At 57.1% G+C, this 26552-nt stretch carries 19 protein-coding genes; 10 read left to right on the top strand and 9 right to left on the bottom strand.

The annotated features are described in order from the left end of the window. Nucleotides 1-46: 46 nt before the first annotated feature. Nucleotides 47-1606: a hypothetical protein gene (locus Q1K07_RS05920; protein WP_300309181.1), complete on the bottom strand. Its 1560-nt coding sequence runs from the start codon at nt 1604-1606 to the stop codon at nt 47-49. 768 nt (nt 1607-2374) lie between these two features. Further along, nucleotides 2375-2839, bottom strand: coding sequence for a redox-sensitive transcriptional activator SoxR (gene soxR, locus Q1K07_RS05915; protein ID WP_366945030.1), 465 nt, complete (start codon nt 2837-2839; stop codon nt 2375-2377). A gap of 145 nt (nt 2840-2984) precedes the next feature. On the opposite strand from soxR, the gene Q1K07_RS05910 reads away from it, so the two are divergent. The 6 genes from Q1K07_RS05910 (at nt 2985) to madM (ending at nt 11892) form a co-directional block, all read left to right on the top strand. Beyond that, nucleotides 2985-4115, top strand: a complete 1131-nt coding sequence (locus Q1K07_RS05910; RefSeq protein ID WP_300309180.1) for an efflux RND transporter periplasmic adaptor subunit — start codon at nt 2985-2987, stop codon at nt 4113-4115. Further along, nucleotides 4112-7207, top strand: coding sequence for a MexW/MexI family multidrug efflux RND transporter permease subunit (locus Q1K07_RS05905; protein WP_300309179.1), 3096 nt, complete (start codon nt 4112-4114; stop codon nt 7205-7207). The genes Q1K07_RS05910 and Q1K07_RS05905 overlap by 4 nt, the downstream gene beginning before the upstream one ends. A gap of 231 nt (nt 7208-7438) precedes the next feature. Beyond that, on the top strand, nt 7439-8797 hold the full coding sequence (locus Q1K07_RS05900) for a malonyl-CoA decarboxylase (protein WP_300309178.1): 1359 nt from the start codon (nt 7439-7441) through the stop codon (nt 8795-8797). Nucleotides 8798-8931: 134 nt separating this feature from the next. Then, a complete protein-coding gene (locus Q1K07_RS05895) occupies nt 8932-10470 on the top strand; it encodes a malonyl-CoA synthase (protein WP_300309177.1) in 1539 nt (512 codons plus the stop codon). Nucleotides 10471-10729: 259 nt separating this feature from the next. Next, nucleotides 10730-11131, top strand: coding sequence for a malonate transporter subunit MadL (gene madL, locus Q1K07_RS05890; RefSeq protein ID WP_300309176.1), 402 nt, complete (start codon nt 10730-10732; stop codon nt 11129-11131). Beyond that, entirely contained in the window at nt 11128-11892 is a 765-nt protein-coding gene (madM, locus tag Q1K07_RS05885) for a malonate transporter subunit MadM (protein WP_240349306.1), read from the top strand. Before madL ends, madM begins: the two co-directional genes overlap by 4 nt. A 79-nt stretch (nt 11893-11971) precedes the next feature. Here madM and Q1K07_RS05880 read toward each other — a convergent pair whose 3' ends face one another. The 5 genes from Q1K07_RS05880 to Q1K07_RS05860 all read right to left on the bottom strand — a co-directional run bounded on the left by Q1K07_RS05880 (nt 11972) and on the right by Q1K07_RS05860 (nt 18917). Further along, the gene (locus Q1K07_RS05880; RefSeq protein WP_300309175.1) at nt 11972-13333 is read right to left on the bottom strand and encodes an APC family permease; all 1362 of its coding nucleotides are present in this window, start codon (nt 13331-13333) and stop codon (nt 11972-11974) included. A gap of 209 nt (nt 13334-13542) precedes the next feature. Then, complete coding sequence (locus Q1K07_RS05875) at nt 13543-14574, bottom strand: histone deacetylase family protein (RefSeq protein ID WP_300309174.1); 1032 nt, start codon at nt 14572-14574, stop codon at nt 13543-13545. A gap of 70 nt (nt 14575-14644) precedes the next feature. Then, complete coding sequence (locus tag Q1K07_RS05870; RefSeq protein WP_300309173.1) at nt 14645-16060, bottom strand: FAD-dependent oxidoreductase; 1416 nt, start codon at nt 16058-16060, stop codon at nt 14645-14647. 68 nt (nt 16061-16128) lie between these two features. Next, on the bottom strand, nt 16129-17508 hold the full coding sequence (locus tag Q1K07_RS05865) for a Na+/H+ antiporter NhaC family protein (RefSeq protein WP_300309172.1): 1380 nt from the start codon (nt 17506-17508) through the stop codon (nt 16129-16131). Nucleotides 17509-17588: 80 nt separating this feature from the next. Further along, nucleotides 17589-18917 carry an FAD-binding oxidoreductase gene (locus tag Q1K07_RS05860; RefSeq protein WP_300309171.1) on the bottom strand — a complete coding sequence of 443 codons (1329 nt, stop codon included), beginning with the start codon at nt 18915-18917 and terminating at the stop codon, nt 17589-17591. A 170-nt stretch (nt 18918-19087) separates the two neighbouring features. Here Q1K07_RS05860 and Q1K07_RS05855 point away from each other — a divergent pair, with 170 nt between their 5' ends. Then, complete coding sequence (locus Q1K07_RS05855; RefSeq protein WP_300309170.1) at nt 19088-19780, top strand: GntR family transcriptional regulator; 693 nt, start codon at nt 19088-19090, stop codon at nt 19778-19780. A 51-nt stretch (nt 19781-19831) separates the two neighbouring features. On the opposite strand, the gene Q1K07_RS05850 is transcribed toward Q1K07_RS05855, so the two are convergent. Then, on the bottom strand, nt 19832-20716 hold the full coding sequence (locus tag Q1K07_RS05850; protein WP_300309169.1) for a LysR substrate-binding domain-containing protein: 885 nt from the start codon (nt 20714-20716) through the stop codon (nt 19832-19834). A 218-nt stretch (nt 20717-20934) separates the two neighbouring features. Here Q1K07_RS05850 and Q1K07_RS05845 point away from each other — a divergent pair, with 218 nt between their 5' ends. The 3 genes from Q1K07_RS05845 to Q1K07_RS05835 are packed head-to-tail and all read left to right on the top strand — an operon-like array spanning nt 20935 to nt 25038. Further along, nucleotides 20935-22431, top strand: coding sequence for a sodium/glutamate symporter (locus Q1K07_RS05845; RefSeq protein WP_300309168.1), 1497 nt, complete (start codon nt 20935-20937; stop codon nt 22429-22431). Beyond that, the gene (locus tag Q1K07_RS05840) at nt 22431-24053 is read left to right on the top strand and encodes an amidohydrolase (protein WP_300309167.1); all 1623 of its coding nucleotides are present in this window, start codon (nt 22431-22433) and stop codon (nt 24051-24053) included. Before Q1K07_RS05845 ends, Q1K07_RS05840 begins: the two co-directional genes overlap by 1 nt. After that, a complete protein-coding gene (locus Q1K07_RS05835) occupies nt 24040-25038 on the top strand; it encodes a GTP-binding protein (protein WP_300309166.1) in 999 nt (332 codons plus the stop codon). Before Q1K07_RS05840 ends, Q1K07_RS05835 begins: the two co-directional genes overlap by 14 nt. 8 nt (nt 25039-25046) lie before the next feature. On the opposite strand, the gene Q1K07_RS05830 is transcribed toward Q1K07_RS05835, so the two are convergent. Continuing rightward, nucleotides 25047-26516, bottom strand: a complete 1470-nt coding sequence (locus Q1K07_RS05830; RefSeq protein ID WP_300309165.1) for a PLP-dependent aminotransferase family protein — start codon at nt 26514-26516, stop codon at nt 25047-25049. Nucleotides 26517-26552 lie beyond the last annotated feature (36 nt).

The following is a 26552-nucleotide window of genomic DNA, read 5'->3' as shown; positions in this document are numbered from 1 at the left end:
GCACACCAACATGCCCACCAGGAGCAATGGGCATGTTGGTGATCGATCACCCCATGATGATCTTCTTGTAGAAACCAAAGCCGGCAGTCTTTCTTAATTCCCTGAGTATACGAGACTTCTCCTGGCCTTCCAGTTTGGATGAGGCGGCCAGAGGCTTTGCTTCCGACAAGTTTTCATATACCCGCCCAGGCTGGATCAGATAACGCTCATTTGTTTGCACAATGACATGGTCAGCCTGTTCATGATCCGCAATTTCCTGTACGTAGCTGCCAGGAAGATTGATGGCGACTACCCGGGAAAAGAAAAGTGAAAAGAATTTAGAGAAGTTGCCGGCACTCAAGGATGAGCCCCCAAACATGAGTATGTTCTTGTCAAACATTGGATTGGGGTTTGTGAACACCCTGACGTTACCGGCGCCAGGAATCTGGTTGTTGAAAGCCAGTCTGGAGCGTAGCAGACCTATCATTTTCAACGTCTTCTTAGGATCCTTGGCGGGAGGATAAAGCTTGGACCCCAGGTCACCATATACTTCTCTTTCAAAGAAAGAGAAGTATTGATCATAGTCATGCTGGTAGCCTAATCTGTGCATGCATTCCTTGAAGCAGATAAAGGCACCAAGGTCACTCCAGTGTGTATCTGTTCTATAATAGCTATTTCTATCATTCCTGCATTTTTCAACAGGATTGATATAGTTTACGCCAAAGTCACGGAATATCTCTTCGACTTGCTCCGTAATGGTAATCTTACCTTGTGGGTACGGATAAAGTTCAGGAAATACCTTCTCCTTGGAGTTGGATATTACATATAATGCATTTTTCTTTTTATTGAAATTTCTTGAAAAATTCTTCCAGGTAGTGATAGTGGAATCATTTAACAATATCTCCCCTGTATGCTGCTTGACAGTGGAATCTGCATGATTGGTCAAGAACAGCCATCCATCCTTACCCTCGATGACCTGGCGCACGGGCTGTATATCAATCTCATGGTACCAATCAGCTTTTCCATTAATGGAGAGACCAATTCTTATATTCTTATTCCCACCTAGATCGATAGTATGTTTGAAGCCGCATAGATGGCTTATGGATTCTTTTTTAATTCCATGTTTGTCAATGAAAAATTTAACAACATCGGGCCTGTTGGCGTTTAATGGATACGACGTGATACATCCGTTATCCACCAATATGGAAACATCATGTTCTTTCAGATTTCTTGCCCAGCCCAAAAGCTGGAAAGAAGCCAGATCCTTTCCCTTGATGATGGTGTCATGGACAGACTTGTTGAGGTGAAAGATTGGTGGGCGCTGTGGATTTTTTGTGTTTTTTATCTTGACGCAGAACTTCTTTGCTTCTTCACTGGCAATGATGTCGATGAAGTTCAACCCGCCCTGATGGTTGGGATAATATTTAAGCAGCCTATCTATCGTATTTCTTGCATCAGAAAATCTTCTCTCCCGTACAAGAGATTCTGCCAAGCGAATATGCAGATCTGGAAGCAGGTTATCCAGATCATCAAGGACAGCACTGTAGTGTAATGATGCCTCATCATATATCCCTTTCTGCATTGATGAGTCTGCAGCCGTAATCCTGGTTGCGATATTTTTATACATAGCCTAAATTCCATGAAAGCTATTTGGGTTTATTGTTGGATGTCTGATAGCACACCCAGTCTCGACAGCATGGCTCGGCCCTCTGGGAGACTACGAGAAGCTGCTCATCCTTGCTAGTCTAGGTTGTCCAGATGAAAGCAAGGTGAATGTTTTTTGTAATGCCCTTTACTGAACAACGTCGCTAGGCGCCTTGAGTATTTTTTCAATAAAGCATCTTTGTCTTTTGGGATGATTGTGATTGAAATAATGCTTCCTTGAACCAGAAAATAGGTATCTGGATATGCGTTGATCAATAAATATAAATATTATTTATTTTATATAACTGGCTATTATTTTCAGTTTGTTAAAGGTATCAGATTGTAAGTTTTCTTTGTCGTCATGGCCAGTGAATGAGGAATATCAGCTTCAATATATGATTTCATATATTACTTATATATGCCGGTAACCTCTTTTTTCGTTCTGCTTAATGTGGCCCGATAGGTCCTGCTGGCGCTGAGGGGGACATCGTAGACCCGACTGACAACAGCTTGTCATGCCCTAAATAGCAATGGCTGACGAGGCTCGAGAAGCCCTAGGGTTTGTCTCAAAAGTCGGCGGGCGATGGTCGAGCAAGGCGAAATCGGGTGAAAAAGCGTAGTTTACCGGTCGTAAATGAGCATTTTGAGGCCGATTGACTCGCTTCGCTCGCCCTTCGGGCCAGCCTTCGACTGTTGTCTACGCTCCGGCTCAACGCCGCATGACCGAGCGCAGGCACTTTTCAGACAAAGCCTAGGGTCGTTCCAGTATCCTGGCCCCAGGTCCTTTCTCTCCAAGAACATCATTGGGGTTGCGTAATGGGCAATCTTCCAACGATAGGCAGCCGCAACCGATGCAGCGATCCATTTCGTCTCGCAAGCGCGTGAGTCTCTTGATGCGCTCATCAAGCATGTCACGCCAGAGTGATGAGATTTCGTGCCATTGTGCAGCGGTCAATTTACTGCCAGGTGGATAGCTGCCCAGTGTCTGACGAATCTCTTCCAGCGGAATACCTGCGCGCTGGGCCACTTTGATGACGGCGATATAACGTAGCATGACAGGTGCGAAGCGCCTCTGATTGCCGGCGTTGCGTGTGCTGCTGATCAATCCCTTGGCTTCATAGAAGTGCACGGTAGATATCGGCACGCCACTACGCCGAGCAACTTCCCCTACGCTCAATACCCGTTTCGAATTTCCTGATGCAGTTGTCTTCATCATTCTTGACCTCAAGTTTGCTTGAGGTTTTATAGTCCGCGACTCCATGACTTGCAACCCCGTTGTACGGGCTGTGGTACGAGCAGGTTTCCTCGGAAAAAGAAGAGAGTTGCCGGGACTGACATTGGGCGAGATGAGGATATCAGTGATGAATAAAAGCGTCGCTCAAGCAGGCGTGATGATAGCTATTGTGGCCGTTGTCATCGTGGTCTTTATGTTCTTGTCGGAACAGCCCGATGCATCAGCAGAAAATGCCTGGCCTGCGACCAAGGTGGCGCTGGCAGAAGTAAAGCGTCGCACCCCACCTCGTGCATTTTTTGGTATCGGTGAACTCGAGGCTATTCGACAGGTGCAGGTCGCAGCGGAAACATCCGGTCGGGTGGCTCTGCTGGAATTCGACTCTGGCCAGGAGGTCGAGCAAGGCCAGGTGCTGGTCCAGATAAACGATGCACCAGAACGTGCCGAGCAGGTACGCCTGCAAGCTCAGCTGCGTAATGCGCAAGCCTTGTTGCAACGCCTTAACAGCCTGGCGGCGCAAAGCGCTACGACTCCCGAGCAGCGCGATAATGCAGAAGCCCAGAGGGATATGGCGCGTGGTGAGTTGCAGCAGGTTGAAGCGCGTCTTGAGCAGAAGGCCATTCGAGCGCCATTTTCTGGAACCATTGGTATCCGTCGGGTGCATCTTGGCCAGTATCTGAGTGCCGGTGACACCATCGCCAGCCTTGTTGATGCTGATCAAATGCATGCCAATTTCGCCCTGGATGAAGAGGCGATACCCCAACTTCGGCCAGGTCAGCCGGTAGAGCTGGAAGTTGATGCCTATCCCGGGCGCACTTTCCGTGGCGTCATCGATGCCATTGACCCTCTCGTCGATGCTGCCCGTATGGTGCAGGTTCAAGCAACTTTGCCCAATAGAGACGGAGAGCTGCATGCCGGGATGTACGTCAGTATTCGCGTACCACGCTCAGATGATGCCGAGGTGCTGAGCGTGCCTGAAACTGCGGTGACCTATACCGCATACGGTGAGACGGTCTTCATCGTCGAGCGTGGTCAACGGCAGTCGCTCAGTGTCAAGCGCGTGGCGGTCGAGACAGGCGAACGTTGGCAAGGCTATGTAGCGATTGACAAGGGTCTCGATGAAGGTGATCGAGTCGTCACCTCCGGACAGCTCAAGCTCAGTGATGGCATGGTCGTTGAGCCACTGGAACATGACACTCTGCAGGCATCACGTGACGTTGCCACACTCGAATCCTCCTCCACCAGGGAGGATGTTCAGTGACCTTCACCGATCACTTTGTACAGCGTCCGGTGCTGGCACTGGTCATCAGTAGCCTGATGGTACTTTCAGGCCTGTTTGCCTTGAACAAGTTGCCGCTACGTCAGTACCCGATGCTGGAAAACGCTACGATCACCATTACAACCGAATACCCCGGAGCCTCGGCAGAGCTGATGCAGGGCTTTGTCACCCAGCCCATCGCTCAAGCGGTGTCCTCAGTGGAGGGCATCGATTACATGACGTCGTCCTCGACCCAGGGACGTAGCCAAGTCAGTCTGCGTATGCTGCTCAACCGTGACTCCACTCAAGCCATGACCGAGACGATGGCCAAGGTCAACCAGGTGCGCTATCGACTGCCGGAAGACACTTTCGACCCAGTGATTGAACGTTCGGCGGGCAGCGACACCGCACTGGCTTATGTGGGTTTTGCCAGCAGTACCTTGTCGGTGTCCGAGATCAATGACTATTTGTTACGTGTCGTCGAGCCAATGTTCGCCAGCATTGAAGGTGTGGCCAAGGTGGCGTCGTATGGCGGGCAGCGTCTGGCGATGCGCTTGTGGCTGGATAGTGATCGTCTTGCGGGACATGGCCTGACGGCCGCAGATGTCGCCGATGCGATACGCCGCAACAACTATCAGGCCGCACCGGGCACAGTGAAAGGGCAGTATGTGATGGCCAATGTGCGCGTCGATACTGACCTTGCCAGCGTTGAACAGTTTCGCGACATGGTCATTCGCAATGATGGCCAGAGCCTGGTGCGTCTGCGTGATGTGGGAACCGTTGAGCTAGGGGCTGCATCCAGCGACAGCAGTGGCCAGATGAACGGTAAACCTGCGGTTTTCGTCGGGGTATTTCCCACGCCTACCGGCAATCCGCTGACCATTGTCAGCGGCCTTCGCCAGATGCTGACCCAGTTGGATCGGACGTTACCGCCTGGGGTTGAAGCCAGCCTGGGTTATGAGACTGCGCGCTTTATTCAGGCCTCCATTGATGAAGTCATGCACACGCTGCTGGAAGCCGTGCTGATCGTGGTGGTGGTGATCTTTCTGTGCTTGGGATCATTGCGCAGTGTCGTGATTCCGGTGGTCACGATCCCGTTGTCGATGCTGGGTGCTGCTGCACTGATGCTGGCGTTTGGCTTCAGCCTCAACCTGCTGACTCTGCTGGCGATGGTCTTGGCGATTGGCCTGGTGGTGGACGATGCCATTGTGGTGGTAGAGAACGTGCACCGCCATATTGAGTCCGGGCGTTCACCGATAGTCGCTGCACTGTTTGGAGCCCGTGAAGTGGCAGGGCCCGTGATTGCAATGACCATTACGCTAGCTGCGGTATACGCACCGATAGGCCTGATGGGAGGGCTGACAGGGGCACTGTTCAAGGAATTCGCCTTGACGCTGGCGGGAAGCGTGATCGTTTCAGGTGTGGTAGCGCTTACATTGTCCCCGGTAATGAGCTCGGTATTGCTTCCCGAGGGACAGCACCAGGGCTGGTTGGCGCAAACTTCGGATCAGGTATTCGCAGGTTTGATGCGGCAGTATGGGCGAGTACTGGAGGTCTCTCTGCGCCACCGGTGGATAGCGGCAGGTGTGGCATTGATGGTATGTGCAAGTCTCCCGCTGCTGTATCAGTTGCCACAGAGTGAACTGGCTCCCGCTGAGGATCAGGCCTCGATACTCACTGCCATCAAGTCACCGCAGCACGCCAATCTTGACTATGTCGAGCGCTTTGCTGACAAGCTCGATGCCATCATGGGCCGTCTCCCCGAAGCGACCAGCACCTGGATGATCAATGGCACGAACGGGCCGGCTGAAAGCTTTGGCGGTGTCATCCTGTCGGATTGGGAGCAGCGTGAACGCTCCGGCGCAGAAATCACCAGCACGCTACAGCAAGCGGTTGGTGAAGTTGAAGGCAACAGCATCTTTGTCTTTCAGGAACCCGCCTTGCCGGGATCCAGTGGAGGGTTGCCGATACAGTTGGTATTGCGCAGCGCCGAGGACCACCGTGTGGTATTCGAAGCGATGGAACAGCTCAAGCAAAGCGCTCGTAGCAGCGGGCTATTCGTAGTCGTTGATAGCGATCTCGATTACAACAATCCTGTAGTCAAGGTAAGCGTCGACCGCTCGCGAGCCAATAGCCTGGGGATTCGCATGGATGACATCGCCAAGTCGTTGGCTGTCCTGGTGGGTGAAAATTACATTAATCGCTTTGCGTTGCAGGGGAGATCTTACGATGTCATTCCCCAGAGCATCCGACATCAGCGTCTGACACCGCAAGCACTGGCTCGACAGTTTGTGCGTACTGATAGTGGAATCCTGGTGCCGCTTTCCAGTGTGGTGGATGTGTCGATGCAGGTGGAACCTAACCGTCTTGCTCAGTTCGACCAACAGAATGCTGCCACTATGCAGGCAATTCCGGCACCCGGCGTGTCGCTGGGTCAGGCTGTCACCTTTCTTGAACAACAGGTGCAGCAGCTACCTCCGGGCTTTTCCCATGACTGGAAGGCCGAGTCACGCCAGTACATCCAGGAAGGAAACACGCTGATGTGGGCCTTCATGGCGGCGCTGATCGTCATCTATCTGGTGCTCGCGGCGCAGTACGAGAGCCTGCTCGATCCCCTGGTCATCCTGATTACCGTGCCATTGTCGATCTGTGGGGCATTGCTGCCATTAGCCCTGGGATGGACGACCTTCAACATTTATACCCAAATAGGTCTGGTGACGCTGATTGGCCTGATCAGCAAGCACGGTATATTGATGGTCGAATTCGCCAACGAGCTGCAGGTGCATGAAGGATTGAGCCGCTCTCAGGCAATTCTGCGTGCCGCCCAGATTCGCCTGCGTCCAGTATTGATGACGACCGCCGCCATGGTGCTGGGCTTGATCCCTCTGGTATTCGCTGGAGGGGCCGGGGCCAATAGTCGTTTCGGACTTGGTGTGGTCATTGTTTGTGGCATGTTGATCGGTACCTTGTTTACCCTGTTTGTGTTACCGACCCTATATGCCCTGATTGGCCGGGATCACCGGCTTCAAAGCCCGCGTAGCCAGCAATTAGCCGAAGCCGAACAGATGTTGCTGAATCCTGCGGACGGCAACTGAAGACGGCTGACTTCTCCTGCATTATTTGCCTGGGTATCCACTATTAGAAACTTGCTCATGAATGCCACGACCGCGGAAACGCGGTTGTGGCATTTGACCTATGTATATGTAGACACTGTCTGTTATATATAACAATGTGTGCTGAAGTATTCCTTTGGTGATGGCTCTCGACAGTCAGGCAGTGTCGACCTGGCTTCGATGGCTGGCGCAGCGAGGTGTCACGACATGAACATGAACATGAAGTTTCTGCAGGATCTGCTGTCACGTGCTGCCAGGCGGGCTCGTGAACAGACGTCCATCGCGACATATCGACGAGGGGGGAGCGGGGAGTCGCCGCTGACCCAGTTGGGAGCGGCCTGTCATGCCCTGATGAACAGTAATGGTGAGGCCTCGAGCATCCTGGTGGCCCAGCAGGCACTGGAACGCTATGCGGAGCTGTCGAAGGATGAGCGGGTGGCGTTCTTCACCTTGCTGGCAGACCAGTACGCTGCTGATCCTGACGCCGTGCATAGTGCCTATGAGGCTTACCGCGAGGACTCAGGCAATGCCAACCTGCAACGCCTGTTTGCCGCCTGTGAGCCGGCTCGACAGAACTTGCTGCGGCGCCTCAATCTTTCTCCTGGCGCCACCATCGAACTGGTCAAGATGCGCGCGGATCTGCTGGGGCTGCTCAAGCAGCATCCTGAGCTGGCACCGCTGGATGCCGATTTCGCCCATCTGTTTGCCTCCTGGTTCAATCGCGGCTTCCTGGTGCTGGAAAACATCGATTGGAATACGCCCGCCGCGGTACTGGAGAAGGTCATCCAGTATGAAGCTGTCCACGAGATCCACGACTGGGATGACCTGCGTCGGCGGCTCGGTCCGCAGGACCGGCGCTGCTACGCTTTCTTCCACCCCGCCGCTGGGGACGAACCGCTGATCTTCGTCGAGGTTGCCTTGTGCCGGGGGATTCCCGACAACATTCAGGGAATTCTCGCTTCTTCGGAAGCGCTGCATCCTGATGAAGCTGACACCGCAGTGTTCTACAGCATCAGCAACTGCCAGCGTGGATTGAAGGGCGTCTCCTTTGGCAACTTCCTGATCAAGCAGGTCGTGCAGGAGCTCAAGCGTGAGCTGCCCAATCTCAAGGAATTCGTCACTCTGTCGCCAGTACCAGGGTTTGCCGATTGGCTCGAGACACAATGCAGTGAAGGTCAGATCACTTTGTCCGAACAGACGGAATCGGCTCTCAAGGAACAGGGTTGGAACGCGGATGAAGAACGTCGCAAGGCGTTGAGCGCCGAATTGATGCCGCTGGCCGCTCGCTACTTCCTCGAAGCCAAGCATCGTAGTGGGCAGCCGCTGGATCCGGTAGCACGTTTCCACCTGGGCAATGGTGCCAGCCTGCACCGGCTGAACTGGCTGGGTGATACTTCAGCCAAAGGGCTGCGTCAGGCTCATGGTCTGATGGTCAACTATCGTTATCAGCCCGATCAGATCGAGCAGAACCACGAGGCCTACAGCCGAGAGGGCAGTGTCATCTGCGCATCTGACATCCGCCGCTTGGCCTCTCGTCAGAAGTCGCGCCGTCATGAGCGAGCGGATGCTTGATACTGCGTATATCGTCCGCTTCTGACTATTTCATTTTTCACCATTTTCACTTTCAACTAGTGCTTACCGCCAAGTGCTTACCGCCAATGATCGTCGACCTTTGACGATCACCTACTTTCAGCAGTGAGATCATCATGAACCATAACCTCTATCTGCAGTTCCTCCCGCATTTTGAGCATCAACCGGACAAGTGTCTGATCGATACACTGGATGGCAAGCGCTATCGCTATGCCGAGGTACTGGCGACGTCGCAGCGTCTGGCTTCGGTACTGTTCGAGCTTGGTGTTCAGCCTGGTGACCGTGTTGCGGTGCAGGTCGACAAGAGTCCGCAGGTCGTCATGCTGTATCTGGCATGTCTGCAGGTAGGGGCTGTGTATCTTCCGTTGAATACCGGCTATACCGAAGCCGAGATCGAGTATTTCCTCAGCGATGCAGAGCCGCAGCTTTATGTGTGCACGCCGGCTCAACTGGCCCAGGCTCAGCACTATAGTCAGCGGGGGCTGGTGGTCGAGGTCGCGAGCCTTGGCACCCAGGAGGATGGCAGCCTGATGGAGCGTGCCGAGTCCGCGCAACCCACCACGGATGTCGCTCAGCTTGAGGGCAAGGATCTGGCGGCCATTCTGTATACCTCCGGCACGACGGGACGTGCCAAGGGGGCAATGCTGAGCCACGCCAACCTGGCCTCGAACAGTCGTTCTCTGGTGGAAGCCTGGTGTTATACCGCCGATGATCACCTGTTGCATGCTCTGCCGATCTTCCACACTCATGGCCTGTTCGTGGCCTGCAACGTGACCCTGACAGCCGGGGCCTCGATGACCTTCATGCCGCGCCTGGACATCGATGCGCTGCTGGAGCGCATGCCCAAGGCCACGGTGCTGATGGGGGTGCCGACCTTCTATACCCGCCTGCTGCAGTCGCCGCGCCTGGACCGCGATGTGGTGCGTAACATGCGCCTGTTCGTGTCAGGTTCGGCTCCGCTACTGGCGGAGACCCACGAAGACTTCCAGGCTCGTACGGGACACGCCATTCTCGAACGCTATGGCATGACCGAAACCAATATGAATACTTCCAACCCCTACGATGGTGCACGCCGTCCAGGCACGGTCGGTATGCCTTTGCCCGGCGTCGAGGTACGCATCACCGATCGGGAAAGTGGAGCTGAACTGTCTCAGGGGGAAACCGGGCTGGTCGAAGTGCGCGGCCCCAACGTGTTCCAGGGCTACTGGCGGATGCCGGAGAAGACGCGCAGCGAATTCCGCGATGATGGTTTCTTCATTACCGGAGACCTGGGCTGTATCGATGACCAGGGCTATCTGAACATCGTGGGCCGTGACAAGGACCTGGTGATCTCGGGTGGCTATAACGTCTATCCGAAAGAAGTCGAGCAGCTTATCGACGAGCTTCCGGGGGTTCTGGAGTCGGCGGTCATCGGAGTACCGCACCCTGATCTGGGCGAGGGTGTTACCGCAGTCGTGGTACCGCAGAGCAATAACACCCTGAATGAACAGGACATCGTCTCCAGCCTGGAAGGGCAACTGGCGCGCTACAAGCAGCCACGTCGTGTGTTCTTCATCGATAGCCTGCCGCGCAATGTCATGGGCAAGGTACAGAAGAACCAGTTGCGTGACCGCTACGCGGACATCTATCAGCCGCAGGAGGAGGTGGCTTCCTGAGCTGGCTGGTGTCGACAAGGAGCAGGTACTGAAAACAGCATGGCGATATGACCTGCTCCTTTCCCCTGACCGAGGCGCTTGGCCATACAAGGGCCCGTAGGACAGGGTCAGTAGCACAAGGATCCACAGTACGAGGACGAGAAGTAGAAGGATTAGAAGCACAAGGACGAGAAGTACAAGCACGCCAAGAAACGCGCTCATGAGGTGACCGACAAACGTCACGTCTCCTCACCAATAACGACAAATAGAGAGAATTCCCATGGTGATATACGGAGTCGCCCTGCTCGCAGGGTGCATGATGGTCGGCCTGATCATCGGCGATCTGCTAGGCCAATTGCTGGGCATCGGTGCCAACCTCGGTGGTGTCGGCATTGCCATGCTGCTGCTCATCTTTATCACTAGCTGGCTCAAGGATCATGACAGGTTGCCCGAAGCGACGGTTTCGGGAATCAATTTCTGGAATGCCATGTACATTCCCATCGTGGTGGCCATGGCCGCCAGCCAGAACGTTGCAGCCGCTTTCAGTGGCGGGCTGGTTGCCTTGCTGGCAGGTGTACTGGCCGTGGTACTCGGCTTGTTGCTGGTACCGGTGATCGCAGGAAAGACAAGCGACGAGGAAAGTCGTCGTTCTCTGGCGGCAGCCACCGAGGGGGATGAATGATGCTGGAATCACTGATCGAGCTGTTCGACAAATATCATCTTGTTGCTGCCTTCGCCATCATCGGCCTGGCCATGTATGCCGCGTACTGGGTGAGTGCACGCTTTACCCGTGGCAAGTTGCATGGTTCTGCCATTGCCATCCTGATTGGCCTGCTGCTGGCCTGGGTGGGGGGCGTGGTCACGGGGGGCAAGCATGGATTGGCGGACATCAGCCTGTTCTCCGGTCTGGGGTTGATGGGAGGAGGCATGCTGCGTGATCTGGCGATTATCGCAACGGCCTATGGTGTGCAGTTCAGCGAAATCCGCAAGGCGGGGGTTCGTGGTGTCGTGGCGCTGTTCGCTGGGGTGATCGTGTCCTTCGTGGCTGGCGGTGCGGTCGCTGTTGCATTCGGCTATACCGACCCGGTGGATATCACGACCATCGGCGCTGGCGCCGTGACTTACATTGTCGGGCCCGTGACCGGTGCAACGCTGGGAGCAAGTTCTGAAGTCATTGCTCTGTCGATTGCCGCCGGGCTGGTCAAGTCGATCCTGGTCATGGTAGTGACGCCGATGAGTGCACGCATGATCGGGCTGGATAATCCACGTTCAGCGATGATCTTTGGTGGCCTGATCGGCACGACCAGTGGCGTAGCGGCGGGGCTGGCGGCCACTGACGCACGCCTGGTGCCTTATGGGGCCATGACGGCGACGTTCTACACCGGCCTGGGTATTCTGCTCGCGCCTACCTTGCTGTTCCTGGCGGTCCGCGCCCTGGTGTGACGTTCTCTGCAGGAAAACCTGAATGGCTGACGGGGCGTCATATGACGCCCCGTCAGCCGTTTGAGAGCAGGAGGTTGAATTACACTTCCTTGAGTTCCAGGTCAGGTACTTCGTACTTGAACATGCGCGTCAGGTAGAGCAGGTATGCGAAGCCGCATGCCACCCAGGTCAGCCCCACTTGGAAAGTGTTGCCGGACAGGCTGCTCCATAGCCAGATGGTCAACAGAAAACCGATGCTGGGCATCACGCCGTAGCGCAGCAGGTGCTTGGGTTGCAACAGGTGCTCGTCGACCAGGTAGTGCTTGATCACGGATAGATTGACGAAAGAGAACGCCACCAAGGCACCGAAACTGATCATGGTTGCGGCCAGTTCCAGGCTGATGACCAGGGCGAGCAGGGAAATGGCACCGACGATCAGTGTTGAACCCAATGGGGTACCGTAGCGCCTGCTGATGACGGCAAACCAGCCCGGCAACACATGATCGCGCCCCATGGCATAGAGAATGCGTGACACGCTGGCCTGGGAGGCCATGGCCGAGGCGAAACAGCCGGCAACATAAGCTGCCGTAAAGAAAGTGACCAGCAGGGTGCCACCGACCCGGCGCATGACATCCACGGCTGCCGAGTCGGCACTGCCGAAGTTGGCATAGTCCGGGAATGCCAAATGGCCAATGTAGGATGCGAGGATGAACAGCGTGCCGCCGATCACGGTGCACAACATGATGGCACGCGGAATATCGCGCTTGGGCTGGCGGGTTTCCTCGCTCAGGGTCGATACGGCATCAAAGCCCAGGAAGGACAGGCACAGAATGGCCGCACCACCGACAATGGTTGGCCACTGCAGTGACTCGCTGTAGAACGGTGCCAGCAGGGAAGGGGCTTCATCACTGCCGATGGCACTGAAAGACATGGCAATGAAGGTGGCGAGGAAGATGAACTGGAAGGCGATGATGATCAGGTTCATGCGCGCCACCAGCTTGATCCCCAGGACATTGAGCAGGGTGACCATGGCGATGGCGCCCAGCACCCAGACATATTGGTCGACGGCGGGAAAGTATTCCTTCATGTAAATGCCGATCACCAGATAGTTGATCATGGGCAGGAAGATGTAATCCAGCAGCAGCGCCCAGCCCACCATGAAGCCGATACGCCCGCCAAAGGCGCGCCGGGTGTAGGTGTAGGCCGATCCCGCTGCCGGGTAATGTTCGACCATGCGGCCATAGCTGTAGGCGGTGAAGAACATGGCGGCCAAGGTAATGACATAGGCCAGGGGAACATGTCCCTGGGTGGTTTCGGTGACGACGCCATAGGTCGTGAACACGGTGAGCGGGACCATGTAGGCGAGGCCGAAGAACACCAGGGCTGGCAGGCCGAGAATACGCTTGAGGTCACTGTCGCCTGTATAGGCCGGGGGCAATGTCGAGATTTTTTGCTGTGTCATATGCCAGTACCTGTTGTTGTGGTGATGTCAGGTGACATGGGTGATTGCTGGCAGGTGCTTTTTTCTTGTCTTCTTAATTTCTTACTTCTTGGGCTTGGTGTGTTGCTGTATCGATATCCGTCTTCAGAGAAGCGCATCGAGATTCAGGATGAGACAAGGGCAGGGCTCTGATGCTGGGCCCCGCCTCTTCATGGTGGTCTTTGGTTGGTTCAGGCGTTATCGAAGCCCTTGAGTACATTGACGGCATTGATGCCGATTTCTTCCACGGCGTAGCCACCTTCCATGACGAACAGGGTAGGGAGGCCGAGTTCGTGAATGCGGCGTCCTATATCGAGATAATCCGGGCTCTTGAGCTTGAATGAGCTGATCGGGTCGTTCTCGAAGGTATCCACACCCAGTGCGATGATCAGCAGTTCGGGAGCAAAGTCGCGTATGCGGGCCTTGGCCTGTTCCAGGTGCTTCGACCAGGTGGCATAGTCGGTACCGCTGGGCAGCGGGTAATTGACGTTATAGCCCGTGCCATCGCTTTCTCCCGTTTCTTCGGCAAAGCCGAGGAAGTAGGGGAATTCATCCATGGGGTCACCATGTAACGAAAGCGTCAGTACATCATTGCGCGTATAGAAGATGTCCTGGGTGCCGTTGCCGTGATGGAAGTCGATATCCAGGATGGCGACCCGCTGGCGACCTTGATCACGTGCACGTTGTGCGGCAACTGCCACATTGTTGATGAAGCAGTAACCACCAAACTGATCGACAGCAGCGTGATGCCCGGGCGGGCGGCACAAAGCGAAGGCGCTTTCGCCGCTGGTGAGGACGTGATCCAGGGCGGTGAGGGCGATGTCCTTGCTCAGCAGGGCTGAAGTGAAGCTGTCGGCATTGATGGACGTTTCCCCCGCCAGCGCATAATAGCCCAGGCGAGCTTCGATATTGCGCGGCAGGTGCCGACCGGGCATGCGTCGTGATGGCCAGATATTGGGGATGGCTTCGCCTTCATGGCCATCGGCTTTCCATTGCTCCCATGCTCCGCGCAGGAACTCGATATAGTCACGGTCGTGAATGGCCAGCACCGGCGCCAGGTCGTAGGATTGCGGTGCACGAATCTCACCCAGTTGCTCCTGGCGGGCGCGCTCGATGATGTAATCGACCCGTTCGGGGCACTCGAAAGGGGCAACCAGTTGGCCACCGCATAGCTCGGTCTGGGTGCGGCGGTCGCGGGTCTTGTCACTATGGATGATCAGCATTCAAGTGTCTCCGTATAGGTCAGGGGAAGGCCCCTTGGTTGTTTTTTCACCATGCTTCCGTGAGGGCTGGTTACTCGATGACTGAGGCAAAGGCATCATTCAGGCGCGTGAGTCCGTTGCTGAGCACAGGAATGTGACGCTGACGGCGCATGAGGGCTTCTTCGCCAGCGTAGCTGAAGAGAATGGTTTGCGCGGCCAGCCAGCGCACCGGCTCAGGTTCCCAGCGCTTGACCACCTGTGTCAGTGAATGATTGTCGAACACCCATGGCATGCGCGTCAGCTCGGTGTCGCGTTGAAGAATCATGTCAGCGAGCGTGCGTCCCATCAGGTGAGTTGCGGCGACACCTTCCCCGGCATAGCCTCCCGCGTTAGCGAGTCCTTGCTTGCGGTCCAGTACGACGTGGGGCCGGAAACTGCGTGAAAGACCCAGCGAACCACCCCAGCCATGGGTGATGTTCACACCTTCCAGGGCAGGAAACATGTCGACGAGAAGGTCACGGCGCATGGCCATGTCGCTGGCGCTGATGGCCGTGTCATGACGCGGATGGGCTCCCAGGCGATAGGCACCGCGGGCGCCGAAGACCAGGCGGCCGTCGCGGGTACGCTGGCCGTAGTTGATCAGGCGGCTGGCGTCGGCAAAGGTCGGGCGGTCGTGCAGTCCCACTTCCTGCCAGGTGGATTCACTGAGAGGCTCGGTGGCAATGATCAGGCTCTGTACGGGAATGACGTGTTGGCGCACATGGCCCAGGTGTTCACTGTAGCCTTCGGTAGCCTGCACGATCGTCTGTGCGGAAACACTGCCCTCGTGAGTACTCACTCGCCGTTCAGCAAAGGCCATGACTCGGCTATGTTCGTACAGGCGCACTCCCATGGCATCCAGACGCTGAACCAGGCCATTGACCAGCTTGCGCGGATGAATGGTGGCGACCTGGCGATGCCAGATACCGCCATAAGGATTGCGCATGCGTGCCATGGCGCTGAGCTCATCGGCATTGAGCCATACGCAGTCTTGCTCAGCGTGGCCGATTTCCAGTAAATGCTCTCGGTAGTGGCGCTGGATCGATTCCTGCGCAGGGTAGCGGGCGGCAGCATAGAGTGCCCCGCCTTTATGAAAATCCGCATCGATACCTTCTGTGGCGAGTGTGGCGCCGAGATGGTCGACGTTGTTGGCCAGCAAGCGGCAGCAGGCTTGGCGCTGCTGGCGATCCAAGCCATGCAGATGACGCTCCAGTCCTGCGAGGTTACCTACCACCCAGCCGCCATTGCGTCCTGACGCACCATGTCCGAAGCGCTCGGCTTCCAACACCACGACTTCCAGCTGCGGAGCTTCATGCTTGAGGTAATAAGCGCTCCAGAGTCCGGTAAAACCACCACCGACGATGACCACATCGGCTTGCAGGGGACCTTCCAGCCTGGCAAACGACGCACAGGACTCACCCTGTGAGTCGTCCCAGTAAATGTTGTGAGAGGTGTGTTCTGTGTTCATGGCGGTTCCCTGGATGAACGGTCCTTGAATGGTTCCTTGAATACCCTAGCCCTTGAATCAACCTGCCCTTACATGACAAAACCCAGCACCAGATACATGGCGGCTGCCAGGCAGCCGGCTAGTGCGGCATAGGGCAGTTGGGTGAGGGCATGCTGGAAAGGTGTGCAGCCGCTGGCCTGTGCGGTCAGGACCGTGGCATCGGAATAGAAACAGGCGTGGCTGCCAAAGGTGCTGGCTGACAGGGTCGCGCCGATGACCAGCGTCATGTCGGCACCGAGGTTCTGCCCCAAAGTGGTGACGATCGGCAGAATGATGACGAACACGCCCCAGTTGGAGCCAGTGGCAAAGGAGACGAAGCCCATCAGCGTGAAGATGATGAACGGCAGCATCTCGGCATTGATGAGTGGCTGGACGCTGTTGATGATGTATTCGTTCAGTCCCAGTGTGGTATTGACCTCGTTGAACAGGAAGGCGGCGACCAGTACCGCCAGCGCATCGAGCATCGACTTGAAGCCTTCGAGAATATTGTCGAAGGTCTGACCCGGGGTCAGCTTCTTCAAGGCGATGAAGGCAACGATCATGCCGCCCAGGGTGACGAAGATGCCCATCAGGAAGTCGAGATCGAACCACCAGGTGAAGAAGGCCAGCGACATCATCGGCAACAGGAACATCCAGATGCTGCTTTCGGTGGTGTCACTGGCCTGCAGATGAGCAATCTCGTCGTCGATATGCTTGGCCCCGGGAGGTACGCACTTGCCCTCGTTCTGGGCGCGCAGCTCAGCGTGCTTCATGGGGCCCAGCAGCGGTATCTTGCCATAGGCGACCAAGGGGACCAGGGCGACAGCCAGCCAAGGATAGAACATGAAGGGGATGGCCTGAATATAGGCCAGCACGCCAGCGCCATCCGGTGCCAGGCCATTCTTTTCGATCAAGGCGCCGAAGAAGACGGCCCAGGTCGAGATGGGGATCAACACACTGACTGGCGCAGCAGTGGAGTCGATCACGTAGGCCAGCATCTCGCGCGATGTCTTGAAGCGGTCGGTGACCTGACGCATCGACGTGCCAACGGCCAAGGAGTTCAGGTAGTCATCGACGAACAGGATGATGCCCATGAACCAGCAGCCCAGCAAGGCACGCGGCTTGTTGGTGATATAGCGCAGCAAACCGGTGGCGAAAGCCTTGGAAGCACCGGACTTGAGCAGCAGGGCGATGATACTGCCCATCAATCCGCAGACCATGATGACCCAGGCGACATCTTCGTCAGTCATCACGGCCATGAGACTTTCCGACAAGGTCGACAGGGCATCGCCGGGACCAATCAACAGCGTACCGACAAAGGCCCCTGTGACCAGGGGCTCCAGGGCTCTTCGGGTCCATAGCGCCAGGGCCAGCACGACGACGGTGGGCAATAGCACCCATGGTCCGCTCAGAGGGAAGATGGCATCCATTCAATGTCTCCAGGGTTGTTATTGTGAGAAGACGCTGCCGTGATTGAGTGGCGCAGGCATTGATGCAGTGTTTTCTGGGCCTAGCGCAGCTTTTCTCGCAGTTGGTAGTACCACATGCCAGCGGACAGCAGAGCGTTGCCGATGCGCTCGCTGACCGGAATCCGCCAGTGGTGCATGTTGGCGAACAGGTCGAATTCCTTGAGTTGCCCACTAACGGCATTGGCCATGATTTCACTGACAATGTGCGAAGTGGCGATGCCGTGTCCGGAATAGCCCTGGGCATAGAACACATTGGGCGACAGTTTGCCGAGCTGCGGGATACGGTTGATGACGATGCCGGCCATGCCTTGCCATTGAAAGTCCAGCGCAATGCCCTTGAGCTGGGGGAAAGTATGTTCAAGGCGGGGGCGCAATTCGGCGCCGATGTCAGCGGAAGGTTTGCCTGAGTAGTTGGCACCACCACCGAACAGCAGGCGACCGTCCGCGGTCAGGCGGTAATAATCGAGCACGAAACGGGTGTCATACACGGCCAGGTCCTCGGGATTTACCGAGGCTTGTTGTGTACTCGTCAACGGGGCGGTGGTGACGATACCCAGGGCAGCAGGGAACAGCTTGCCTTGCAGCGCCTTGCGCTCAAGGCGGTGGTAGGCATTGCCCGCCAGCACCACGCTGTCGGCGATCACGCGTCCCTTGGCAGTGACCACGGTGGGAGTGTCGCCATGAAGGATGTCGAGTACCGGTGAATGTTCGAACAGTTTGACGCCAAGAGACGCCGCTGCACGGGCCTCGCCCAGACACAGGTTGAGTGGGTGAAGGTGCATGTTGAAGTTGTTGCGAATGGCGCCGTGATACAGCGAGGTACCGATGACATTCGCCGTGGCTGGCGCATCGAGCCATTCCACATGCTGACCGATCTCGTGCTGCTGTGAAGCCTCATAATCGCGTCTGAGTTCATTGATATGGCTAGGCTTGTAGGCTGCCTGCAGGTGTCCGAACTTGAGATCGCAGGGAATTGCATACTTGTCGATTCGCTGGCGGATGATGCGATGCCCACGCCAGCGCAGGTTCCAGACAAAATCTTCCGCGTCCTCCTGGCCCAGCCGGTTGCTCAATTGCTTGAGCATGGCATCCTGGCCGGACAAGCTGCCGGTCACCTGGCCGCCATTGCGCCCGCTTGCCCCCCAGCCGATCTTGTTGGCTTCCACTAGCGCTACCTGAAAGCCACGCTCAGCCAGCTCAATGGCAATATTCACCCCGGTAAAACCGCCACCGATGATGGCAACATCGACACGTTGGTCGCCTTCCAGTTGCGGATAATCGGACGCTTGATGAATCGTGGCCGCGTAGTAGGAAGAACAGTAGGAAGAGCTGTGAGGAGAGCTGCGAGAAGAGTCGCGCGATTCGGACATGGACGCTCCTGTAGAGGATGAAAAAGTGTGATCACACGTTGTGATCACACTAGCAGGGGCATAACCTGCACACAAGGATGTGTTGATCAGTGCTTGGCATCGGCTGCATGACAGCAAGGAATGATGGGGTGAAAATGCTAAAGACTTGCAGACAGGAGCCAGAGAAGCCTGTGGTTGAAAAACATCATGACATCGAGAAAACCGCAATTGATGGCGATGGCAATGAAAGCGATGCGCCATACCTGCCGGATACGGCCTCGACACGTTTGCATCGCGCATTGAAGCTGCGTCTGTGTGAAGGTGACTTCGCACCTGGGGAAGTGATCTCCATCCGCTCGATAGCGGCGGAGTACGGCACCAGTGCCATGCCGGCTCGTGAAGCATTGCGCTGGCTGGTGACTGAAGGGGCATTGGTGTTTTCGGACAGTCGCAAGATCATGGTGCCGAAGCTATCAAGAGAACGTTTCCACGAGGTGCTGTTCGCGCGAAAGAGCCTCGAGACGCAGGTCTCGCGACAGGCCTTCGAGCAGCTTGGGAGTGATGATATCGAGGTGCTGGAAGCGCTGGATGAGCAGATCAACCGTGCTATCGAACAGGCCGACCTGCCCAGTTACATGCGCGGCAACTATCGTTTCCATTTCCATATCTATCAGCGCAGCCGGTCCGTGGTACTGCTGCCGCTGATCGAGACACTCTGGTTGCAGTATGGCCCCAGCATGCGCCAGATCTGCATGCGCTGGGGTGCCTCCATCAGTGATGACTATCATCGTGAGATCACCCAGGCCCTGCGCCGAGGTGACAAGGAAGCCTTCTGCCATGCCATTGCCGCCGATATCGAGCAAGGCATGATGCTGCTCGATTGATGCAGGAGCGGAGGGCCGAGACTCCGCGCGGCCAGATACTCGGAGTGAGCGTCAAGCGCTCTGCTCGAGATGATCGAGGAAGGTCTGCTGGGCCGGCGTGATGCCTTCCTTGCGCCAGGCGACTTCTGTCACCAGGCTTTCGTCCACATCACTGAGCGGCACCATCCGGACGCCTTTCCTGACATAGTTGCGCGCACATTCCAGATGCACGGTAACGCCGAAATTGCAGGCGACGAAAGCGAAGACCGTTTCGCTGTTGAAGGTCTCCTGGGCGACTTGTGGCACGAACCCTGCCTTGGCACAGATATCGTCCACCCGCTTGCGGAAGTGAAACCACATCTCCCGGGAGCCGAGGATGAACGGCTCACGAGCCAACTCCCGCAAGTCAATACTATCGCGCTGGGCCAGAGGGTGAGTCTCGCTGACGGCAGCAATGAAGCGATCACGCTGGATAGGACGAGAAACCAGGCCCGGAGTCAGGTTAGGGCCGGTGATGAACCCGAAATCCAGGCGCTTCTGTTGCAGTGCTTCCAGCTGCTGGGCCGTGGATCCGAACGCCAGATCGAAATTCAGGTCGGGATGTTGATGGCGGAACTCATCCAGGATAGTGGGTAACTTTCCGGAAATGGCGAAGTCGGTATAACCGATGGCCAAGCGTCCTATTTCCCCTCGTCCTGCGCGCTGGGTCCTGGTCACGGCTTGCTCAAGCTGGCGCAGGATCTGTTGGCTTTCCTCGACCAGCACGCGCCCGGGTTCCGTGAGCTCCACCTGTCGATTGTTGCGTCGAAACAGGGTTTCTCCTACCGCGTCTTCCAACTGAGCAATGGTACGGCTCAGTGCCGGCTGGGCGACGTTGAGCTGTTCCGCGGCACGACGGAAGTGCAAGCAGTCGGCAACCGCTATCAGGGAACGAAGGTGGCGAATTTCGATACGCATGATGATGCCTCCTGGGCATCAATGAATATATAAATGATATTATACATGCAACATTTGCCCGCCTAGCCTGAACGAGGGTCGAGCATTTCTCTCCTTCTCGACAACTATCTCAACAACTACCGAACGCCAACGACAACGACAATGAAGGGTAAGGTCGGTTCCTGTATTGCCTGCGTGCACTGAGTGAGCTTGCCTTTCCCGTATCAGGTGAGGCCGTTATGCAAGATACCTTTCATGGCGTGATAGCCTTCGCGCTTCTCGCTTTCATGCTGCTGTTGGGCAGCCTGTTGCGTAGCCGTGTTCCCTGGCTGCGCGCTTCTCTGGTTCCGGCCAGCATCGTGGGTGGAGCACTGGGTTTCGTGCTGCTGAGTCTCGGTCTGCTGCCCGGTTATTCCCCGGGAGATTTCACCACCCTGACCTTTCATTTCTTCACACTGAGCTTCATGTCGCTGTGTCTGATTGGTACCCGGCGGCATGGTGGGCTGCAGGGGGGCAGTGTTGTGCGGGGTGGCATGTGGCTGACCCTGGCCTGGAGTGTCAGCCTGGGCATGCAAGGGGTCATCGGTTATGTACTTGTCTCTGTCTATGACGCGGTGACTGGCTCGGATGTCAGCGCCTGGCTGGGTGCCATCGTGACGCATGGCTTTACCCAAGGGCCTGGGCAGGCCCTGACCTTCGGCAATATCTGGGAAGACACCTATGGCGTGGCGAATGCGGCGCAAGTCGGCCTGATCTATGCCTCCCTGGGTTTCCTGATGGCCTTTGTGGTTGGCGTACCGCTGGCACGCCGCTATCTCAACAAGGGGCTCAATGCCAACCGGGCTTCGCGTCTGGATGCCAGCTTCCGCCAGGGCTTCTTTCCTGCTCCCGAGCAAGGGGAGGAGACGCATTCATCCGCGCCCAGCATGGGGCGCATGGTCTCGCACCCGGCCAATCTGGACTCTCTGGCCTATCACCTGGGGTTGTTGGCTGTCGCTTATGTCATCACGCACCTGTGGCTGACCTTCATGCAGGGCGTGATCGGTGACGCTGCCCCGATGGGGATCAACCTGGGGGTGCTGTTCAGCCATAACCTGTTCTTCCTGCATGGGCTTGGTGTCTGTGTGGTGATGCGCAAGGTCATTGATCAACTTGGCCTGGGCCATCGTATCGACGACGAGACCTTCAAGCGTATCACCGGAACTTCCGTGGATTTCATGGTGGTGGGGACGCTGATGAGCATTCAGTTCTCGGTGCTCTATGCGCTGCTGACCCCGGTATTGCTGGTGGCCGTTGCCGTGACCCTGGCTACCTTGCTCAGTTGCCTGTTCATCGGACGCATGAGCGGTCGGCTGGGGCCGGAAAGGGCGCTGACGTCCTTTGGTTGCTGCTGTGGTTCCACCGGTACGGGCTTGCTGTTGCTGCGCATGATGGATGCCGACTTTTCCACCTCGGTGCCCAAGGAACTGGCGTTCTTCAACCTGGCGATCATCGTGGTCAATTTTCATCTGCTGATGATATTTGCTCCGATCGTGCCTTCCCTGAGCGGAGGCGCCTATCTGGCCATCTTTGGTGGCACCGCCATCGTGATGCTGGCCTGCCTGCCACTGATGCGGTACTGGGAGCGGCGTGGCGCGATGACCTTCAAGGCAGTCAATGCGGGCAAGGTCGCCGACAGGCCAAACGGATATGGCGTGGCCGCCAACACATCCCCCAATAAAGGAGTGGTGTCCTGATGACAGTGACTGTCTACCCTGCGCGTCGCATCCTGACCATGGATCCGTCCCAACCCGAGGCAACCCATATCGCTGTCGATGGCGACCGGATTCTGGCGGTGGGAGGCATGGATGCGATGCCTGCCGATGCTGTCGTCGACCAGCGCTTTGCCGACAGAATCATCCTGCCTGGCTTTGTAGAAGGACATAGCCACGCCCTGGAAGGGGCCATGTGGGATTACCTTTATCTGGGATATTTCACCCGCCGCGGACCTGATGGCAAGGATTGGCCAGGTATCACCAGCGTCGAAGCGATGCAGGAGCGTCTGCGCGAGCAGGCGGCGTATCTTGCTCCTGGAGAACCCCTGGTGGCCTGGGGATTCGATCCGGTGTACTTCCCTGGAGAACGCTTGACGCGTAGCGAGCTTGATGCGGCAGTCAGCGATCGCCCTGTCGTGATCCTGCATGCCAGCCTGCATGTGATGACCGTCAACACCGTCATGCTCGAACAGGCAGGCATTCTGGCCGGACCCAAGGTCGAAGGGGTGATGTGCGATGCGCATGGCGCTGCCAATGGCGAATTGCAGGAAATGGCGGCGATGTTTGTGGTCTTCGATGCGTTAGGTGAGAACCTGTTTGAAGCGGTGGCTTCACCACAGGTATTGCAGCGCTACGGAAATATCGCGGCAGCGGCAGGGGTGACCACGATCACCGATCTGTACAACCCCATGACCGATGCCGCCATCGAAGCCATGATCGAGGTCACGCGGTCGCGGGATTACCCGGTACGTCTGGTGCCCGCCATGGGCGTGCTGGGCTGGTCCGCCGAGGAAGGTATCTCGCGCCTGCAGGCGGCTATGGCGCATAACCATGAACGCCTGTATTTCGGCCCGGCCAAGCTGATGACCGACGGCTCGATCCAAGGCTATACCGCACGCCTGAAGTGGCCGCACTACCATGACGGTCACGCCAATGGTCTATGGAATGCGGCACCGGAAACACTGATGGAACTGGTCCAGGCCTACCACCAGGCCGGGTTGCAACTGCATATCCATACCAATGGGGATGAGGCGGTGGCATTGATGCTGGAAGCCATCGAGCAGGCGCTGACCCTGTGGCCTCGCGCAGATCACCGGCATACCTTGCAGCATTGCCAGGTCATCGACCACGCGCAGATGAAAAAGGCGCAGCGGCTTGGCCTGTGTCTCAACATGTTTGCCAACCACATTTATTACTGGGGCGATATCCACTATCAGTGCACCTTGGGGCCATCGCGCTGCCAGCGACTGGAACCCTTGGCATCGGCACGTCGCCTGGGCATTCCTGTGGCCATTCATTGTGATGCACCGGTCACGCCTCTGGGCCCGTTGTTCACGGCCTGGTGTGCCGTCAACCGCCAGACCGCCAGTGGCCGTCAACTGGGACAGCATGAGGCCGTCAGCGTGGCCGAGGCGCTGGAGATGATCACCCTGGGGGCAGCCTTCACGCTGGGGCTGGATGATCGTGTCGGCAGCCTTGAAGTGGGCAAGTTCGCCGACCTGGCGATTCTCGATGAGGATCCGTTATCTGTCGATCCGAGGCATCTCGGCCAGATCAAGGTACATGCCACCATGCTGGGAGGCCGGGTGCATGAGGTCTCATGAGCAACAGATACCGCTCACCGTGATTGCTGGATTTCTGGGCGCAGGCAAGACGAGCTGGCTCAATGCTCGTATCGCGGCAGGTGATGTCGGAGACGCGCTCATTCTGGTCAATGATGTGGGCGCCGTGAATGTCGATGTGGCATCGATCGAGTATCGGGACGACCGCGTGGTGGCATTGAGCAACGGCTGTCTGTGTTGCTCGCTCGGCGGAACCCTGGCCGAGCAGCTGTCCCAGGCACTGCGCATCAAGGAACGCCCGGCCGAGATCATCATCGAAGCCAGCGGTGTGGCGGATCCCGCTCGTATTGCCGACATAGCTCGCCTGGCACCAGGTCTGCGGCTTGAAGAGGTCGTGGTGCTGGTGGATGCCAGTCAGGCAATGCGCCTTGCCGCGGATGCCTTGGTCGGGAACTTGTGGCAGACCCAGTTGGCTGCAGCACAGCGCCTACTGGTCAACCGTCTGCCAGCAGAGAGCCGCTCACGGGAAGCGCTACTGTGCTGGCTAGGAGAACAGGCCCTCGATGCCCGCCTGGAGATTCTGCCTTCCCCGACGCTGGCGTCGGAGGAGAACCGTGCGCTGGAGATGGGGAGCCGTGTCATGGCCGCCGATGCCCCTGCTTTTACGCCGCGGCGGCCAGGGAAAATCCCTGATGCGGTGTCCGTTATCTCTGCCGGACCTCATGGACTGGCCCATGATTCGGTGAGCTTCACCAAGGTCATTGATGCTTCGGCTGTCGAGTCGCTGTTGCACGAACACGGTGACGTGCTGTTGCGTGCCAAGGGATTTATCCGCTGTCGCGGTGCGGGCCAGATAAAAACGGAATGTTGGCGCAGCCTGCAACTGAGTGGAGGGCGCCTGGTCTGGCGCCCTCAGGCAACAGCGGTGTCACGTTCGGTATTGGTCTGCATCGGTCGCGGCGGAGAGCGCTTCGCCGGTCTGGTTCGATGTCTGGAAGCGTTGGGCGGGCAGGTGCTGGAGCGTTGATCGCCTGATCAGCCCGCGGCCATGGCTTGGGGCAGTAAGGTTGCCAGACGCTCTATGCCCGGCTCGATACGGGCATCGTCGATGGCGGAAAAGCCCATGCGCAGCACATTGCGGTGCTGCCCGTACAGGTAGTGCAAGTCGCCGCATTCGATCAGGATATCGTGCTCCCGGGCCAACTGGCACAGGCGTGCAGCGTCCAGTTGCGACGGGCCTTCCAGCCAGAAGCTTGAACCACCGAAGGTAGAGCGGGTGTTCAACTCGGGCAGATGCTTGTCGAGGGCTTCACGCATGAGCAGCCAGCGCCGCTGGTAGGTCTGACGGAGCTGGCGTAGCAGGGCATCGTGATAGCCGCGATCAAGGAACAGGGCAATGGAACGCTGGTTGTTGGTGGCGGGGTGGCGCAGCATCAATCGGCGTAGTGCCCTGGCTTCCTGAATGAATGCCGGCGGTGCCACCATGTAACCCAACCGGAGACCCGGAGCCAGGGTCTTGGACAGGCTGCCGACATAAATGACCCTGCCTTCTTCGTCGAGGCTCTTCAGCGCCGGCGTCGGGTTGTCAACGAAGTTGGTTTCGCTCTCGTAGTCATCTTCGATGACCAGCAGATTATGGCGCTTGGCGCTTTCCAGCAGCAGGCGTCGACGTTCCATGGGCATGGTGACCCCGGTAGGCGACTGGTGACTCGGCGTGACATAGGCCAGGTGACACCCGTTCAGGCGTTCGTCTGGCACCATCCCCTGATCGTCGACGTCCATGGCCACCACCTGGTCGGTAAAGGTACGGGCGATGTTGGCCATGTCCACATAGCCGGGGTTTTCCATAGCGAAGCGGCGCCCGGGGCCGAGCACCAGCATGGCGGTGATCCACAGGGCCTGCTGGGCACCCACGGTAATCAGAATTTCCTCTGGACGTGCCCATACGCCGCGCCTGGGCAGCAGGCGTTGGTGGATCTGCTCGATCAACAGAGGATCGTCCTCACTGAGGTGATCCGCCGACCAGTGGCGGATGGCCGGTACGCTCACGGAGTCTCGGCTGCATTCGCGCCAGTGCTGGGTCGGGAAGAGTGCGGGGTCGATCTGGCCATAGAGAAAGGGGTAGTCGTACTGCAGCCAGTCGCGTGGTTTGGTAATGCTGCGCTGCTGTGAAGGGGCCATTGTCAGCAGCGTGTTCCAGGGTAGCTGGTCTTCGACAGGAGCAGGCTGGGCCACCGCCTCGACTCTACCGCCAAGAATGTCGGGATTGACGAAATAGCCGCTGCGCTCTCGGGCGATGAGGTAGCCATCATCCAGCAACTGTTCATAGGCCAGCATCACGGTATTGCGAGCGACGCCCAGCTCCTTGGCCAGCTTGCGGCTGGAAGGCAGGGCTTCATCCACCGGTAAGTGCCCTTCGAGAATCGCATGGGCAATCTGCTCACGCAATTGGCTCTGCAGGCTTTGCGGTAGTGAAGCGTCGAGTTGAAACAGAAGGGCGCTCATATGATGTTGTAATTTCCATTGTTCATGGGGAAGTGC

Source organism: Halomonas sp. (assembly GCF_029263665.1).
GTDB lineage: Bacteria > Pseudomonadota > Gammaproteobacteria > Pseudomonadales > Halomonadaceae > Halomonas.
Note: the sequence above shows the minus strand (reverse complement) of the source record. Positions and strands in the feature narration are given on the sequence as shown.

Bases quoted from the DNA above. Each gene is read 5' to 3' on its own strand.
- Q1K07_RS05920 (WP_300309181.1), bottom strand. From the start codon at position 1,606: ATGTATAAAAATATCGCAACCAGGATTACGGCTGCAGACTCATCAATG.
- soxR (WP_366945030.1), bottom strand. From the start codon at position 2,839: ATGATGAAGACAACTGCATCAGGAAATTCGAAACGGGTATTGAGCGTA.
- Q1K07_RS05910 (WP_300309180.1), top strand. From the start codon at position 2,985: ATGAATAAAAGCGTCGCTCAAGCAGGCGTGATGATAGCTATTGTGGCC.
- Q1K07_RS05900 (WP_300309178.1), top strand. From the start codon at position 7,439: ATGAACATGAAGTTTCTGCAGGATCTGCTGTCACGTGCTGCCAGGCGG.
- Q1K07_RS05895 (WP_300309177.1), top strand. From the start codon at position 8,932: ATGAACCATAACCTCTATCTGCAGTTCCTCCCGCATTTTGAGCATCAA.
- madL (WP_300309176.1), top strand. From the start codon at position 10,730: ATGGTGATATACGGAGTCGCCCTGCTCGCAGGGTGCATGATGGTCGGC.
- madM (WP_240349306.1), top strand. From the start codon at position 11,128: ATGATGCTGGAATCACTGATCGAGCTGTTCGACAAATATCATCTTGTT.
- Q1K07_RS05880 (WP_300309175.1), bottom strand. From the start codon at position 13,333: ATGACACAGCAAAAAATCTCGACATTGCCCCCGGCCTATACAGGCGAC.
- Q1K07_RS05875 (WP_300309174.1), bottom strand. From the start codon at position 14,574: ATGCTGATCATCCATAGTGACAAGACCCGCGACCGCCGCACCCAGACC.
- Q1K07_RS05870 (WP_300309173.1), bottom strand. From the start codon at position 16,060: ATGAACACAGAACACACCTCTCACAACATTTACTGGGACGACTCACAG.
- Q1K07_RS05865 (WP_300309172.1), bottom strand. From the start codon at position 17,508: ATGGATGCCATCTTCCCTCTGAGCGGACCATGGGTGCTATTGCCCACC.
- Q1K07_RS05860 (WP_300309171.1), bottom strand. From the start codon at position 18,917: ATGTCCGAATCGCGCGACTCTTCTCGCAGCTCTCCTCACAGCTCTTCC.
- Q1K07_RS05850 (WP_300309169.1), bottom strand. From the start codon at position 20,716: ATGCGTATCGAAATTCGCCACCTTCGTTCCCTGATAGCGGTTGCCGAC.
- Q1K07_RS05845 (WP_300309168.1), top strand. From the start codon at position 20,935: ATGCAAGATACCTTTCATGGCGTGATAGCCTTCGCGCTTCTCGCTTTC.
- Q1K07_RS05840 (WP_300309167.1), top strand. From the start codon at position 22,431: ATGACAGTGACTGTCTACCCTGCGCGTCGCATCCTGACCATGGATCCG.
- Q1K07_RS05835 (WP_300309166.1), top strand. From the start codon at position 24,040: ATGAGGTCTCATGAGCAACAGATACCGCTCACCGTGATTGCTGGATTT.
- Q1K07_RS05830 (WP_300309165.1), bottom strand. From the start codon at position 26,516: ATGAGCGCCCTTCTGTTTCAACTCGACGCTTCACTACCGCAAAGCCTG.